The organism is Clostridium ljungdahlii, assembly GCF_001636845.1.
GTDB classification, from domain to species: Bacteria; Bacillota; Clostridia; order Clostridiales; family Clostridiaceae; genus Clostridium_B; species Clostridium_B ljungdahlii_A.
Genome location: NZ_LITT01000064.1, coordinates 74,213 through 90,386, shown reverse-complemented (window position 1 = coordinate 90,386; position 16,174 = coordinate 74,213). Strand labels below are relative to the sequence as shown.

The following is a 16,174-nucleotide window of genomic DNA, read 5'->3' as shown; positions in this document are numbered from 1 at the left end:
GTAAAAAGGGAGGAAAAAGTATGAGCAAGTATGATGTTATTATTGATACTCTTCCTGCTAAAGGTGACAGAATTGAAATATTATTCCGCCAGGCAGGTGATGGCTTTATTCAAGTGGAATATGGTTATGAACAGAGGGCGGAACTGCTGGATTCCTTTAGAATCCTGGCAGTGGATGCAAAGGTTAAGAAAATGAATATCAAGGGATTAATTGAGACATTACCAAGTTTAAGAGCAAATATGATACATTTTGATCCTACCGTTATTTCCCCACAAGAACTTATTGACAAGATTAAAGATGCAGAAGAATCTATTGCTGGTGTTGATGATATGGTAATTGATTCAAGAATAATTACATTGCCAATTGCTTTTGAGGATAGTCAAACTAAAAAGGCAGTTGAAATGTATTTAAAACAGATTCGTCCTGATGCACCAAACTGCAAGGATGGATATAATCTTGATTACATGGCTCTATGCAATGGATGCACTGTAGACGATATTAAACATATGTTATTAGATACTTATTGGTATAATAGCGGATGCGGCTTCTGGCCGGGTGGTGGCTTTTTCTGGCCAATGGATCCAAGATGCAAAATGATTGTACCAAAATACAATCCTCCGCGTATATGGACCCCAGAAGGAGCAGTTGGTATAGGTGGAGCTTGCTTATTTACCTATACTACAGCAACTGGTGGTGGATATCAATTATTTGGACGTACTATTCCTACATTTCAGTTATCAATGAAACATCCACAATTTAAAGACGGACCATTTTTATACCGTCCATCAGGGGATCGCATAAAATTCGTAGAGGTTTCAGAAAAAGAAATATTAGATATATATGATCATGTTCATGAAAAAACAGATTACGTATATGATATTCAGGAAAGTCAGATTGTTGTTAAGGATTATCTTGAATTCCTTGCAAAACCAGAAGTTGTTAAAGGTGCCAAAGAATTTGCGAGGCGCCAGGAACAAGGCTCCAAAATAGCACCTAAGCTCTAATAAATAATGTAAGAAGGAGGTAAAAAATATGATTAAAGTTATAAATGGTGGAATTGAAGTTTTGGTAGAAGATTGGCCAGGAAGACTTGGATACATGGGACTTGGAATGGCTGCCGCAGGTGCAATGGACAGCCTTGCATTACAGCTTGGAAACTTAATTTTAGGAAATAAAAAAGGTGACGCAGCTTTAGAAATCGCCGGTGGTTATTGCCAGTTTGAAATTGTAGAAGACGGAGTTATTGCAATAACAGGAAGTGACATGAGCCCTACAATTAATGAAAGTGCTGTACCAATGTGGGAAGCAATTGCAGTTAAAGCAGGTGATATACTTAAATTTTCACACTTTGGAGAAGCGGGTTTCAGAGCTTATGTGTGTATAGCAGGAGAAATTGATGTTCCAGAATATCTTGGAAGTAAATCAACTTGTCTTTTTGGAAGCTACGGCGGTTTTGAAGGACGCAAGCTTGCAAAAGATGACGTTATAAAGGTGAATAGAAAAGATGCTTCAGGAATTGCTGGCAGAAAATTAAATCCTAAGTATATACCTGAATACGTGAATGAATGGGAATTAAGAACTATTCCAGGACCTAATTCAGTACCTGACTATGTAACGGAAAGCGGAATGGATTATTTGTTTAGTACACCAATGAAAATCTCACATAATGCAAACAGAGCGGCTTATCGTTTGCAGGAAGTACCAGATTATTTTTGGGCACGTGAGGATGGTGGAAAAGGCGGAAGCCACCCTTCAAATATTGTTGATCATGGTTACAATATGCGCGGCGCGGTTAATGTAACTGGAAATACCCCTTCTCTGCTTATTGCAGATGGACCTACATTAGGTGGCTTTGTATGTGTTGCAAATGTTATTAATGCAGATCTCTGGAAAATTGGACAGGGGATACCTGCAAGAGATAAAGTAAAACTTAAGCTGGTTACTGTAGAAGATGCGATAAAAGCACGTAAAGAGAGAGAAGCAATGTTTGAAGCAGCAGATTTAGTTATTGATTAGTAAAAACAAAAAATAAAAAAACAGGAGGGTAAAATTATGGAATATACATTAAAAGCACATATGCCTGGGCTTGTAGCTCGAGTAGTAGTAAATGTTGGTGACAAAGTTGAAGAAGGACAGGAGCTTGCGGTTATTAACTGTATGAAAACAGAAATGAGCTGCCAGACAGAAAAAGCAGGTGTAGTAAAAGAAATTCTTGTTGCTGAGTGGGATGAAATGGATATAGGATCTCCTATGATTATTTTAGAAGTTTAATGGAGGTGAAGCAGTATGAAGATAGATATTAATGTTGATATGGGCGAAAGCTTCGGACGTTATATTCTTGGAGATGATGAAGCACTTATGCCTTATGTAACATCTGCAAATATTGCAACATGCTTTCATGCCGGTGATCCCCTTGTCTTGGAAAGTACCATAAAATGGGCAAAAAAATATGGAGTAGCAGTAGGTGCACATATAGGTCTTCCTGATAGGCAAGGATTTGGAAGAAGGCAGATGGATATTTCAGCTGAAGAACTTAGATCCGATATGTTATATCAATTAGGAGCAATGGATGCATTTTTAAAATTACACGATCTTAAAATGCAGCATGTAAAACCTCATGGAATATTGTACCGTATGGTTGGTGAGCAGGAGAAGTATATTGATACTTTTCTTGACACCATTGAGGAATATAATAAAGATCTTTATATCATGCTTCATACAGGATGTGAGGCTTTAAAACGTGCAGAAAAGAGAGGTTTAAAGACAGCACCAGAAGTTTTGATTGATCTTGGCTATGATGAAAATGGGAACTGGATGCTTGAAAGAGTTAAAAAAGCCCGTTCACCTCAGGAAGTAGCTGATAGAGCAGTTAAGGTTGCAAAAGAAGGAAAAATTGATACAATTGATGGAAAAATAATTGATGTCAATGGATGCACAGTATGTATTCATGGTGATTCACCTAATGCGGCTATGGTGGCAACTGCAGTTAGAAAATCATTAGAAAGCAGTGGTGTAACAGTTACAAACCTGAATGGATACTTTGGATAAACGTAGGAGGGGGAGTAGAGATGAAAAAAATTGGAGCATTAGATGTATCGGTAGCAGTTTTTGCAGCAGTATCATGTCTCTTTATGTATTTAAAAGTTCCTGTTTGGGCTTTGTTTATAGGTTGGGCATGGTATTTTAGTTTAGGAGCAACTCCAGACCTTATTGGAAAGGGAATACCACCGATGATTACCGGATCGATACTTGCAATTTTAGCATTTGTCCTTATAAATGTATTTAGTGGCTTTATGCCAGCTATGGCAGCTACGATAGTTTCAGTTTTTATTACAGTATTTTTATTAATGATATCACTAAAAATACCTGCCTTGAATATTTCGCTTATATCATTTAATGCTTATTCATGTATGTTTGTAGGCTATGGTGCAGGAGCATATATGGCAGTTAAAGGAATGCCTGCTCTGCTTAATGCAGCAATTTGGATTACAGGAGCAAATTTCATTGGATTGATTTTTGGGTGGATGAGTATTAAATTTACAACATTTAAAAAGAATTAAAGTTAGATGATGGGGTTGCTACATTAGATTTTAGTGTAACAACCCCATATTTATCGGATGCCAAGAATTCTGTTTATTTTATAAAAGAAAAAAGAGAGTGAAAGTCTATCCAGTCATTGGAATTTTTTGAGGATATACTTTTATCTATATTCCCAAATGTTACATTATTATTTTGCAATAAATAGGCAAATTTATAGCCTGAAAAGTCAAATGTTTTCAGATATTTATAGTTAAATTCATAATAACAACTGTGGTTACCTGTATATGAATTCATTAAAGTATACTCAACTCCATAATAGCTTTTACCATCATAAATTATTTTGGTAAAGATTGCATAACCAGCTCCTGTAGGGTGAACAATTTTAAGAGATGACTTTTTACCCTTTTGAGTATCAGAAATAAACTTATTTGCTAGTTCACCACCAGAGTTAATGCAGCCATCACCATCAAGAATACAACTGTCTTTAAGGGTATTTTGCATGGAGTATTTTCTTGAATCAAGAAGTAGTTCATGTTTAATATTTTCATAGCGGTGTTGGGAGACAATTAGTGTATAAATCTTTTCATATGTTTCTTCTGTGAGTTCATTGATAAATTTATGAGGCTTTTCTACATAATATTTTCCATCTTTTTTATACATATAGTAGAATTGATTATTTACTTTTACTTTATCGTAATTGGATGTTTGTAAAATATTATTCATACTTTTAATATTTGTTTCTTTACCGCTTTCAAGTAAAGTAGGAAGAGAATTATATGTTATAAACTTATTCATGATATTTTTGTATAAAGTAATGAATCCTTCAAGGGTAGAAGAGCTCCCATATACATCTTTATTCATAGTACTATTTGCCCAGGTTCTAGTTCGCTGGATCGTTTGATCATAATCACCGTCATTACTTAAGATGAAGTTTACTTGTTTTACGTTACCTATTAAAGCAAAAATTAAAGCAGCATTTTGATCAAAAACAGTTTGATTATCTTTTGTTAAAAAACATCGTTTGGCTTGTCGGGTGGTTTGATAAGTTATTTGTATAGCGTATGGCTCCTTATCTGTAAAAAGTTGTACTTTTTTATAGGTTAATATTTCTGGCACAATCAAATTTTTTACTATAGTAACTACTTTGCCATTATCCCCCGTGTAGGGAGTTCGGTATTTATATATTTTTTTGGCAAAGTCGTTTTGAGAGCTTTGAATATTTTTTGGATTGGTCATAAGCCCAATGCTGACACATATAACAGCAATTACTGCAGTTAAAAGTACCCAAAAAACAGGTTTTTTGTAATTAAGGACATTCCTAATTCTTGTCTTTGTATTATTTTCTCCAAAGGCAATGGGGATTCCTTTTATAGCCCTATTATTTATCGACATAGATAATAGGGACGTACTGTAATCTTTTTTTATATCTGTACCTAGTTCTTTTAGCACTTGCTCGTCACAGGACATTTCCATGTCTTTACTCATGAGCATAAAACTAAGCCATACAAGAGGATTGAACCAGTGAAGGCACAATGTTAAAAAGGCAATAAGCTTTATCATATAGTCATATCTTTTTATATGGATTTGCTCATGCTTTAGAATATAGCTTTGTTCTACTTTGTTAAGTCCTATAGGCAGATATATTTTAGGTTTTATAAATCCAAGTACAAAGGGAGATAAAATAGTTTCACATTCAAATATATTATTTTTTACAAGTACTGCAGTATAAATCTTATGATTCAGCCTCACATAGGATACTATATTGTAAATAATTAGTAGTAAGATACCTAAAAACCAAATAACTGAAAAGGCAAATAGAACCATATGAATGGAATTAGCACTGGTATGACTTATAGCAGCAGGTAGAGTGGTGCTAATGGACGAATTTGCCATTTTCGTTCCATTATCAATCTGTGGTTGAGGAGTCATCACAATATTTGAAGAAATATACTCCATTTTGCCTGAATCTAAACTTGCTCCTTGTAAAAAGCTGAAAGCAGAGGAAAAGGAAAAAGGACAAATGAGCCGAAATAGTACAACTATCCATAGGACGTAAGAAAACATTTTAGGAGCTCTTTTTAAAACTAATCTGGCAGCAAGAACAAATAAGATAACATAACTTGCTGTAAGGCTCATGTTGACTACATCAACAAATAACCTTTGTAGTAAAAGTTCCATTTCTACTCCTCCTCGTAACTGTCGATTAGATTTTTAAGCTCTTCAGCATCTTTTTTACTTAATTTTTTATCATTCATAAATGCTGTTATAAATTGAGGAAGTGAGCCGTTAAAGGTCTTGTTTATAAATTGCTCGCTTTCGAATTTCTGTACTTGTTTTTGTTTTATCACTGACGTTACTATTGTATTTTCATTCTTCAATATTTTGCGACAGCATAATTTTTTCAAAACTGTATATGTTGTAGACTTTTTCCAGCCAAGAATTTGCTTGCAAAGTTTTACAAGTTCACCAGAGCCAATAGGCTCATTTTCCCAAACAATACTTGCAAAACGATATTCACTTTCACAAAGGTTGAACTGTTCCACGATATATCTCCTTTCGGTCTATAGTAATAGACTTGTTATATTTTGAGTCTATCATTATAGACCAACAATGTCAACATAAATAATACTATATGAGGAGTATGATGGTAATAAAATAAGAGATACCTAACTTTACAACATTAAGTATCTCTTATTTAAATAATTACATTAAATTCAACTTCTCTTCCATGGTCTCAAATTCCTTATTTACGGCTTCATCAGGTTTTTTAGTCAAAAGACTTACAACTATGATGGATATGAGAGATAAGGTAAAGCCAGGAATCATCTCATATAAATGAGCAGATAACCCTGATACAATCCATATTATAACAGTCAAACCACCTACAATCATTCCAGATAAAGCTCCCCATTTTGTCATTCTCTTCCAGTAGAGACTTATTAAAAGAGTTGGACCAAAAGCAGAACCAAAACCTGCCCATGCCTGTCCTACTATACTTAAGATGGTTTTATTTGGAACATAAGCAAATAAAACTGCAACAGCGGCAACGACAAGTACAGATATTCTTCCTATAAATACCTGAGTGTGTTCAGGTGCTTCCTTATTTAAAAATGTAAGGTAAAAATCTTTTGTAATAGAACTAGAGCAAACTAAAAGCTGGGAAGAAATAGTACTCATAATAGCAGCAAGTACTGCAGATAGTATTATACCTGTAATAAATGGATGGAATAATATATCACCAAGACGCAAAAATACCATTTCAGGATCTTTTAGAGGCTGATTGTGCATTGTAAAATATACAAGACCTATAAGTCCACTGCTTATTGCACCTAAAAGTCCAATAGCCATCCAGCTTATACCTATTCTTCTTGCAGATTTTAATTCTTTTGCAGATTTTATTGCCATAAAACGTACAATAATATGAGGTTGTCCAAAGTAACCAAGTCCCCAAGCTAAAAATCCAATAATAGTAGAGAAACTTGTTCCTCTAAGTATGTCAAATAGTGCTGGATTAATATGTTTTACTTTACTTACAAAAGTTCCGGGATCTACCCCTATATTCATGTATGCAACTACAGGTACCATGACAAGAACTACAAACATAAGACTTCCCTGGAAAAAGTCAGTGAGACTTACTGCTAAAAAGCCACCAAAATATGTATATATTACAACTATAGACAGTGTAACTATTACCCCTGATGTATATGTAAATCCAAAGATGTCCCTAAATAATTTTCCGCCGGCTACAATACCTGAAGAAACGTATAAAGTGAAGAAAACGAGAATTATTATTCCGGATACAAGCCTCAGCATATTAGCATTATCCTTAAATCTGTTTTGTAAATAATCTGGAACAGTTAAAGAGTCATTTGAGACTTCTGTATAAATTCTAAAACGTGGAGCTAATAAGAGATAATTAAAATAAGCTCCTATAGTTAAACCAATTCCAAGCCACATACTGGAAATACCTGTAGTATATACAGCACCAGGAAGCCCCATAAGCATCCAACCGCTCATGTCGCTTGCACCAGCGGATAATGCTGTAACCATAGGGCTTAGACTTCTACTCCCAAGCATATAGTCTGAAATGTCGTGGGTTTTCCTGTAAGAATAATAGCCTATTAAAAGTAAGATAAGTAAATACAGCCCGATAGCCATAAGTGAATAGTATTTCATATAAATTCTCCTTTTTATAATTTAAGTTTTGTTAAAATTGATTTATGAATTTTTAAATTAGTAGAATGTCATATAAGTATAATATCACATTCTAAGTAAATTTTAAATTATTATATGATTTTAGAGTACATGGCTAGGAATAAGGAATTAACTTATACATAAGAAAGTACATAAAAATTTTAAATATGAATTCTTAAAATCATTTTATGCAAAAAAGCAGCATCAGATATTAGGATAAATTAACCACACTAATTGTGAAATGTTATAATTTATATATGTAAAAATCATATTTGTGGAAAAGGAGAAATTTAAAATGAAAGATGACATGACAAAATATGTAGAAAAAGCAAAGGAACTTGGGGCCTATAATGCTAAAATAATAAGTACGGATACTATACAAACAGGGGCATGGACAATATTAAAGTGTAGGTATGGTTGTAAAAATTATAATACAAGTTATTGCTGTCCTCCAAAGACTCCTTCTTATAAGGAAACTCAAAATATAATTGATTGTTATAGTACTGGATTGATTGTGCAATCTAAATTAGATCTTGCAGTTACTACAAAAATTATAAATAAATTAGAAAATGAAATTTTCCTTTCAGGTTATTATAAGGCATTCGGATTTGGTGCAGGGCCTTGCAGATTGTGTGAGAAATGCAATATGGAACATTGTGCACATCCACAGGAAGCAAGACCTTCTATGGAAGCTTGTGGTATAGATGTATTTGCAACTGTAAGGAAAAGTGGTTTCCCTATAGAGGTATTACAAGGTGATAAAAATGAAAGCAAAAATGAATTGAATTGTTATGGATTGATATTGATTGAATAAGGGGGCTATTTTTTATAGTTCGTTTTATTATTTATTATATTTTCACAATTTGCTGAAAATAGTATTTAATAAGAATATTCATAATGTATAAATAAATGTGATAAATTTAAACACTATGTAAGTTGAATTAGGAAAATATGCATGATATTCTAATGTTAACATAAGTTAACACAAATATTTAATTTTTATTAAAGGGGGAAGTATGATGAATGAAAAATTGGTTAATGCAATGGCTGACTTAGATGAAGATGTTGTTTTATCAGAGGTAAAGGCACAAAAAGAAAATGGGACACCAATATTAGATATAATAGCAGACTTACAGGAAGGCATGGGAATTGTAGGAAACAGATTTGAAAAAAAGGAATACTTTTTATCCGAACTCATTATGTCAGCAGAAGTTTTTAATGAAGCTTCAGAGATTATTGGAGGATTGGGAGAGTCATCTGGATCAAGCAAGGGCATATTTGTAATGGGAACTATTTACGATGATATACATGATATAGGAAAGAATATAGTAACTACAGTAATGAAGAGCAATGGGTTTGATGTAAAGGATTTAGGCGTTGATGTACCTACATCAAAATACATTGAGACTATAAAACAATATAAACCTAAGGTAATAGGAATATCTTGTCTTTTGACTACATGTTTTGACAATGTAAAACAGTGTATAAAGGAAATAGAAGATGCAGGACTTAGAAAAGATTTAAAGATTCTAGTTGGAGGAGGACCTGTAGATGAAGCTGCAGGAAAATACATGGGAGCAGATTTAGTTTGTAAAGATGCACAGCAGACTGTAGATTTTTGTAAAAAAATCATGGGGGTGAAGTAATATGAAAACGACAGAGGAGTTATATAAAGAACGCTTAAATAGATTTAGAAAAACACTAGCATTAGAAAAAACAGATAGAACACCTGTTATACTTATGAATGATGCCTTTGCTGCTAGACATATGGGACTAAAATTGGCAGATATTTGTGGAAAAGATTGTATTGAAGCATCAAATAAAGTAATAGTAGACTCTTTAAAAGATTTAGGAGATGTGGATGGAACAAATTCAGCTTATTGTGTAGGACCTGTATTTCCATTGACATTTATGTCAAGAGTTAAGCTTCCAGGACGAGAGCTTGAAGATGACATGCTTTGGCAGATTGATGAAGCAGAAATGATGAAACCAGAAGATTATGACACAATTATAAATAAGGGCTGGAGCAGTTTTATGCCAGGTTATTTAAAAGACAGATTGGGTGTTAATGTTCCCGAGATTAAGAAAGCACTTGCGTATGCACCACAGGCAATTAAGAATGTCAAAGATGCTGGCTTTATTGTATATAGTCCTGCTGTAGCTATAACTGTAAACGAATATTTAAGTGGTGGACGTTCTATGGCCAAATTTATGATGGATTTATTTAGAATGCCGGATAAAGTTGAGGCAGTTCTTGAGGTCATTCAGGCAGAAGTAGTTGAAGGTATAAAAAAACAAATAAAGGATAATAAACCAGATGTTTTCTTCTTGTCTCCAGCACGTGGAGCTAGTGAATTCTATTCTCCTAAGTTATGGGAACGTTTTGTATGGAAATATATTAAGGAAACAGCAGATGCTATCATAGATGAGGGTGTTGTATGTGACATCCATATTGATGGAAATTGGGAACGTGATCTCAATTACTTTAAAGATTTTCCAAAGGGAAAGATTGTATTTGAGACAGACGGTATGACAGATATTTATAAAATAAAAGAGGTACTCGGAAGTACTGCATGTATTAAAGGAGATGTGCCTGCTGCAAAGCTTGTCCTTAGTACTCCTGATGAAGTATATGATTATGCTTCAAAACTTGTTAAAGATATGGGAGATGGATTTATTTTATCTAGTGGATGTTCAATACCTCCAAATGCTAAGGTTGAAAATGTAAAAGCTATGATTTCAGCTGCAACAGGCAAGTAAAGTATAAATTCAACTAAGATTTATACTTTGAATGAACCTTAGTTGAATCCATATATTAATTTCTAAAATATATTATGAAAGGAGAATGTTATGGAAAGGAAATTGAAAAAATCTATTATTAATTTTTATGGGGTACCATCCTTTGGGTTTCAGTTGCTTGTAAATGTAGAAGTATATTATTTTGCTGCATTCTTAACTGATTATGCAAAAATATCGGCAGCTTTAGCAGGTACTGTATTGATGATAACAAGTATATTTGATCTTGTATGGGTTCCTACTGCAGGAGTTATATTGGAAAAAACCAACCTGAAGTGGGGGAAATATCGTTCATGGCTATTAATAGGACCTCCTTTTGCAGTACTATTTTATATTTTACAATTTTCCAAGATAGGTTCTGCAGGGGTAAATGCAATTATAATTTCAATAGGATTTATAGTAAGTCATTTAATTTGGAATATTTTTTATGCAGCACATGTAGCAATGAACTCTTCTATGACAGAAGTAAGAGAAGAAAGAATTGCTATGGCATCAAACAGAGGTATGTTTAATTCATTAGGTACTATTTGTTTTTCTTTAGTAAGTATGCCTTTAATATTGATGATAGGCAAAGCTATCGGCAATCCTGCAAGTGGATATACTTTTACTGTTATAATTGCAGGTATTATTATGATTGCTTGCTATTATACATTATTTTTTATGACTAAAGACTATGCAAATGCTGGAGTTTCAATTCAAACAGGTAAAGCAGAAGAAAAAATGTCTATAAGTGAGATGCTAAAACAAATAGTAGTAAATCCACCTCTTATAGGATTGTTATTAGGTGAGCTTGGAAGATATTTAGGAAGGTTTATTATTTTTGGAATGGCATTTTACTATTTTAAATATGTTGTTAATAATTTGGCAGTAGTTACTGTATTTTTTACAGGTCTCAGTATAATGTGTCTTTTTGGTGCTGTTATTACAAATCCGCTGGCTAAAAAAATTGGAGAAAGAAATACTTATATTTTGTCACTTTTAATATTTATAATTGGATTACTTATTGTATGGGCTTTACCAATGAATTACGTTTCATTTATAGTATTGATGCTTGTAGCATATTTAGGATATGGAATTCCTGATGCATTAGGTGTTGCTATGTATTCATCTACTGTGGAATATGGTGAATGGAAAACTGGAAAAAATGCACGAGGATTTATTATGTCATTAATAAGCTTCCCAATTAAAATTGCAATATTTTTAAGAAGTGTTATTATAACAGCTGTTCTTGTGGGCGCAGGGTATGTTGCAAATATGAAGCCTACAGCCCAATTAATATCAGGTATAAAGAATGGAATGGCATTAATTCCAGCAATTATCATGATAGTAGGATTGATTTTTATTGTGTTACTTTATAAAATTACACCTGATAGTCTTGAAAAGATGCAAGAAGAAATTAAAGCAAGAAAAGTAGAAAATTAAAATTTCTATATGCTTCCTTTGTGATGAATAGTTAAAATAATAAAACTGTTTATTTCAAGGAAGCATATTTTTATAATTAACTAAAAATAATGATTATTGAAGATACTCATAATGTATAAATATGAGAGAGGGTAATTACAATCATTCATCCAAAGGTTTTTTCATAAATCCAAGCAAGGCTGCAGTTACAAAAGAACCTATTAATATAGCAAATACATATAAGAGTGGGTTACCGCTAACTATTGGTATTACAAATATACCGCCGTGAGGTGCGGGAAGTCCTATATTGAACATCATGGATAGTCCTCCGGCAACAGCAGCTCCTACTATAGATGCAGGAATTACTCTTGCAGGATCTGAAGCTGCAAATGGTATAGCACCTTCTGTTATAAAAGTAGCCCCCATTATATAACAAGTTTTTCCGGCATCTCTTTCTTCTCTTGTAAACTTATTCTTAAAAAGTGTAGTAGCAATAGCAATCCCAAGAGGAGGAACCATTCCACCTGCCATTATTGCAGCATGAGGGGTAAATTTACCTGCAGCTATCATGGCTATTCCAAAGGTATAAGCTGCCTTATTTACAGGGCCTCCCATATCTACAGCCATCATTCCACCTAATATAATTCCTAAAATAACTTTATTGGCTGTTCCCATTGATCCAAGCCACTGCTCCAGAGCTGTATTTATAGCTTTTACAGGGTTTACAATAAACAAAAGCATTATAGCTCCGGTAATTAGTATTCCTAATAACGGATATAAAAGTACAGGCTTTATACCTTCAAGTGAAGCAGGTAGTCCAGAAAAGGCTTTCTTTAGTAATATAACAACATAACCACCTAAAAATCCAGCAATTAATCCACCTAGAAATCCAGCTCCATTGTTAGCTGCTATAAAACCGCCAACCATAGCAGGTGCAAAACCAGGTCTATCTGCTATACTCATTCCAATAAAACCAGCAAGTACAGGTACCATAAGAGAAAATGCATAAGTACCACCTATATCATGTAATAGTTTGGCCACGACATTAAAAGACGGGTCTTTAGGATCAAAGCTTTTAATGCCGAACATAAATGATATAGCTATAAGTATACCTCCACCTACGACGAAGGGAAGCATATTTGAAACACCATTCATCAAATGCTTATAAAAGCCTGTTCGCTGCTTTTTATCTGATTTAGATCCTTCAACTTTTTTATCTGAATGATATGTAGGGATATCATCCATCAAAGCTTTATTTATAAGTCCTTCAGGATCTTTAATGGCATCAGATACGGATACCTGGATTAATTTTTTGCCATTAAATCTTGTCATTTCAACTTGTTTATCTGCAGCTACAATTATGCCATCTGCCTTTTGTATGTCTTCATCAGTGAGTTTGTTTTTTACACCAGTAGATCCGTTTGTTTCCACCTTAATTTCAATTCCCATATCTTTAGCTTTGTTGTTTAAAGCGTCCGCTGCCATATATGTATGTGCTATACCTGTAGGACAAGCTGTAACTGCTAATACTAATTTACTAGGGGACTCACTTATATTGCTTTCTTTAGATGCAGTGCTGTGATTTTTAGATTTTATATATTCAGCTTCCTGTTTATCTATGAGATTTAATACTTCATCTTTAGACTTTGCATTTATAAGTTTGTTTTTGAAATTTTCATTCATAAGCATACTGGATAATCTTGCAAGGGTATCTAAATGTTCATTATCAGCACCTTCGCTTGCTGCTATCATAAAAAATAATTTGGCATCGGTTCCATCTAAAGATTCGTAGTCTAATCCTTCCTTTTTTATTCCAAAAACTAAGGAAGGAATTTTTACGGCTGCTGTTTTTGCATGGGGAATTGCTATACCTTCTCCTATTCCTGTAGAGAACTCAGATTCTCTTTTAAGTATTTGTTTTTTATATTCCTCTTTATTGTTTAATTTTCCAGCTGAATCGAGTATACTTATAAGTTCGTCTATTACTTCTAATTTGGTGTTTGAGTCTAATTTAAGCTTTATTGTACTTTCTTCTAGAAGTTCAGTGATTTTCATAATTTTACCTCCATTATAAATTAATATTTAATATTGAAAAGTTGTGGATTATTTGATACTAACATTCTATTTTAGAGTTAAGAAAAATGTTAGATTAAAGGTTTTCAAATTTAAATAAATACTTATACAATTTGCATCAATTGAGTTAATATCTTAAATATATTACAATTTTTTATTTGATAGCTGTGTCTCTGGATAAGTTATTCCCTTAAAGGATAACGTATTCTAAGTGCTAAAGGCACTTAGAATATTTCCTATAAGCAAATTCCACCTGAGCTGAAGAATTACTTTATGTTAAAGTTTAGATATGTGTACATCAGAAAGTAAATTCTCAACATCCTCTTTCTTACATAAGTCTTTAGAAAAAGCAGTTGCACTTCCGGAAGCAGCACCATATCTAAAACTTTCGACTATGTTAAAATTTCTTGTATATTGGGCAAGAAAACCAGCTACAACGGAATCACCAGCACCTACAGAATTTTTTACTTCTCCTTTTGGTGCAGAGGCAGTGTAAATACCTTCATCACATAAAAGTAGAGCACCATGTTTTCCCATTGAAATTATTATGTTTTGGGCACCCATATCTTTTAATTTATTGGCATAATAAATACAATTTTTCATATCTTTAATTTCTATATCAAATATGTCTCCAAGCTCATGTATATTAGGTTTTATTAAAAATGGTTTATATTTTAATGTAGAAGTAAGGGCATCTCCAGTAGTATCTACTATAACTTTGCTGTTTACACATTTTTCTTGAATTGTAGAGTATATATCGGATGGTATAGACTTTTGTACATTTCCTGCAAGTACTATAAAATCTTCAGATCCCAAATTCTCTATTTTTTTAAATAATTTATTTAAATTGCAGCTATCTATATGTGGTCCTGCAGCGTTTATTTCAGTTTCTTCATTGGATTTAAGTTTTATATTTATTCTTGTGTCTTCATTAACTTGTATAAAATCTGTAAGAATCCCAGAATCTTTAAGAGAATCCTCTATAAATTTGCCAGTAAATCCACCTATGAATCCCAATGCTTTACTTGATGCTCCAAGGTTGCTAAGAACTCTAGACACATTTATTCCTTTTCCACCGGCATATTTTTTTTCATTTACAACTCTATTTATGGAACCTAAAATTAAGTTATCAGTTTGTATAACATAGTCTATTGAAGGATTTAAGGTTACTGTATATATCATTAATCTGTCACAACCTTTACTTTAGTTTTTTGTATATACTTCTCATAATTTTCTATTTTACAGTCTGTAATTATAGAAGCCTGATCTAAATTCCCTACCTTTACAAAACTTACTTCTCCAAATTTGCTCTCATCTGCAAGGATGTAGCTTTGATCTGAATGTTTAATGGCATTTTCTTTTAGTATAGCTTCTTCAGAGTCGGGAGTAGTAAATCCGTATTTTAGGTGAATGCCATTTATACCCAAAAAAGCATTTGTCAAATCTAAATTTTTCAAGACTTTTAAGTGCATCACATCCTATAACAGCTTTTGTACTATTTTTAACTTTTCCACCGAGTATATATCCATTTATATTATTTTCAATAATAGCATTTATATGATTTAACCCATTAGTTACTACTATCAAAGATTTTTTATTTATATATTGAATTATTTCAAAAGTAGAAGTTCCTGCGTCTAAATATATACAATCTCCTTCTTCTATACAAGATGCTGCAAATTTTGCTATTTTTCTTTTTTGCTCTACATTTTGAATTTGTTTTTCGTTATAAGTTGGTTCTATGAGACGGCCTTTTGGCATTGTAGCACCACCATGAATTCTCTTTAGAGCATTTATATTTTCAAGATAAGTTAAATCACGTCTTATAGTAGACTCAGATGTATTTAAAAGGTTTACTAAATCATTAACCTTTACAATTTCCTTTTGCTTTAATTTCTCTAATATTATCTTGTGGCGCTGTTCTGTTAGCAAAATTGTTCACCTTCTTTCTTAGATAAAATTTAGTATTAATCATTAAATGTATTTTATGTAAACATTATAATATAAAATTTTCTAAAAAACAATCATTTTAATTCAAAAACATTCAAAATAATTCAAAATAATTCATAAATATTTTAAAATCAATCATACAGAGAAATTCTTCCTCTAAATTTAATAAACAGAGTTCTTGGCATCAGATGGAGTTTTGACTCCACCTGATGCTTAGAAA

General features: G+C 32.8%; 14 protein-coding genes and 1 pseudogene. 9 read left to right on the top strand and 6 right to left on the bottom strand.

Features of this window, described 5'->3' with window-relative positions:
- Positions 1-20 precede the first annotated feature (20 nt).
- The 5 genes from WY13_RS19350 to WY13_RS19330 are packed head-to-tail and all read left to right on the top strand — an operon-like array spanning position 21 to position 3,560.
- The gene (locus tag WY13_RS19350; RefSeq protein ID WP_063557194.1) at positions 21-1,004 is read left to right on the top strand and encodes a 5-oxoprolinase subunit B family protein; all 984 of its coding nucleotides are present in this window, start codon (positions 21-23) and stop codon (positions 1,002-1,004) included.
- A 28-nt stretch (positions 1,005-1,032) separates the two neighbouring features.
- Positions 1,033-2,016, top strand: coding sequence for a biotin-dependent carboxyltransferase family protein (locus tag WY13_RS19345; protein ID WP_063557193.1), 984 nt, complete (start codon positions 1,033-1,035; stop codon positions 2,014-2,016).
- A 36-nt stretch (positions 2,017-2,052) separates the two neighbouring features.
- Entirely contained in the window at positions 2,053-2,271 is a 219-nt protein-coding gene (locus tag WY13_RS19340; protein WP_063557192.1) for an acetyl-CoA carboxylase biotin carboxyl carrier protein subunit, read from the top strand.
- A 15-nt stretch (positions 2,272-2,286) separates the two neighbouring features.
- Positions 2,287-3,048: a 5-oxoprolinase subunit PxpA gene (locus WY13_RS19335; RefSeq protein WP_063557191.1), complete on the top strand. Its 762-nt coding sequence runs from the start codon at positions 2,287-2,289 to the stop codon at positions 3,046-3,048.
- Positions 3,049-3,068: 20 nt separating this feature from the next.
- Positions 3,069-3,560 carry a DUF1097 domain-containing protein gene (locus WY13_RS19330; protein WP_063557190.1) on the top strand — a complete coding sequence of 164 codons (492 nt, stop codon included), beginning with the start codon at positions 3,069-3,071 and terminating at the stop codon, positions 3,558-3,560.
- A 73-nt stretch (positions 3,561-3,633) separates the two neighbouring features.
- Here the strand turns inward: WY13_RS19330 and WY13_RS19325 are convergent, their stop codons facing one another.
- From WY13_RS19325 to putP, 3 genes are all read right to left on the bottom strand, one after another.
- Positions 3,634-5,718 carry a M56 family metallopeptidase gene (locus WY13_RS19325; RefSeq protein ID WP_063557189.1) on the bottom strand — a complete coding sequence of 695 codons (2,085 nt, stop codon included), beginning with the start codon at positions 5,716-5,718 and terminating at the stop codon, positions 3,634-3,636.
- A 2-nt stretch (positions 5,719-5,720) separates the two neighbouring features.
- The gene (locus tag WY13_RS19320; protein ID WP_063557188.1) at positions 5,721-6,083 is read right to left on the bottom strand and encodes a BlaI/MecI/CopY family transcriptional regulator; all 363 of its coding nucleotides are present in this window, start codon (positions 6,081-6,083) and stop codon (positions 5,721-5,723) included.
- A 160-nt stretch (positions 6,084-6,243) separates the two neighbouring features.
- The gene (putP, locus tag WY13_RS19315; RefSeq protein ID WP_063557187.1) at positions 6,244-7,716 is read right to left on the bottom strand and encodes a sodium/proline symporter PutP; all 1,473 of its coding nucleotides are present in this window, start codon (positions 7,714-7,716) and stop codon (positions 6,244-6,246) included.
- A 313-nt stretch (positions 7,717-8,029) separates the two neighbouring features.
- Here putP and WY13_RS19310 point away from each other — a divergent pair, with 313 nt between their 5' ends.
- From WY13_RS19310 to WY13_RS19295, 4 genes are all read left to right on the top strand, one after another.
- Complete coding sequence (locus WY13_RS19310; protein ID WP_063557186.1) at positions 8,030-8,548, top strand: DUF2284 domain-containing protein; 519 nt, start codon at positions 8,030-8,032, stop codon at positions 8,546-8,548.
- 205 nt (positions 8,549-8,753) lie between these two features.
- Positions 8,754-9,380, top strand: a complete 627-nt coding sequence (locus WY13_RS19305; RefSeq protein ID WP_063557185.1) for a cobalamin B12-binding domain-containing protein — start codon at positions 8,754-8,756, stop codon at positions 9,378-9,380.
- A gap of 1 nt (position 9,381) precedes the next feature.
- Complete coding sequence (locus WY13_RS19300; protein WP_063557184.1) at positions 9,382-10,494, top strand: uroporphyrinogen decarboxylase family protein; 1,113 nt, start codon at positions 9,382-9,384, stop codon at positions 10,492-10,494.
- A gap of 90 nt (positions 10,495-10,584) precedes the next feature.
- Positions 10,585-11,952, top strand: coding sequence for an MFS transporter (locus WY13_RS19295; protein WP_063557183.1), 1,368 nt, complete (start codon positions 10,585-10,587; stop codon positions 11,950-11,952).
- 141 nt (positions 11,953-12,093) lie between these two features.
- Here WY13_RS19295 and WY13_RS19290 read toward each other — a convergent pair whose 3' ends face one another.
- From WY13_RS19290 to WY13_RS19280, 3 genes and pseudogenes are all read right to left on the bottom strand, one after another.
- Positions 12,094-13,986 (bottom strand): PTS fructose transporter subunit IIABC, encoded by a 1,893-nt coding sequence (locus WY13_RS19290; RefSeq protein ID WP_063557182.1) that lies wholly within the window; start codon positions 13,984-13,986, stop codon positions 12,094-12,096.
- A gap of 294 nt (positions 13,987-14,280) precedes the next feature.
- Positions 14,281-15,186, bottom strand: coding sequence for a 1-phosphofructokinase (gene pfkB / locus WY13_RS19285; RefSeq protein ID WP_063557181.1), 906 nt, complete (start codon positions 15,184-15,186; stop codon positions 14,281-14,283).
- Positions 15,186-15,936, bottom strand: a pseudogene (locus WY13_RS19280) (DeoR/GlpR family DNA-binding transcription regulator). Before WY13_RS19280 ends, pfkB begins: the two are co-directional and overlap by 1 nt.
- Between the last annotated feature and the right edge of the window lie 238 nt (positions 15,937-16,174).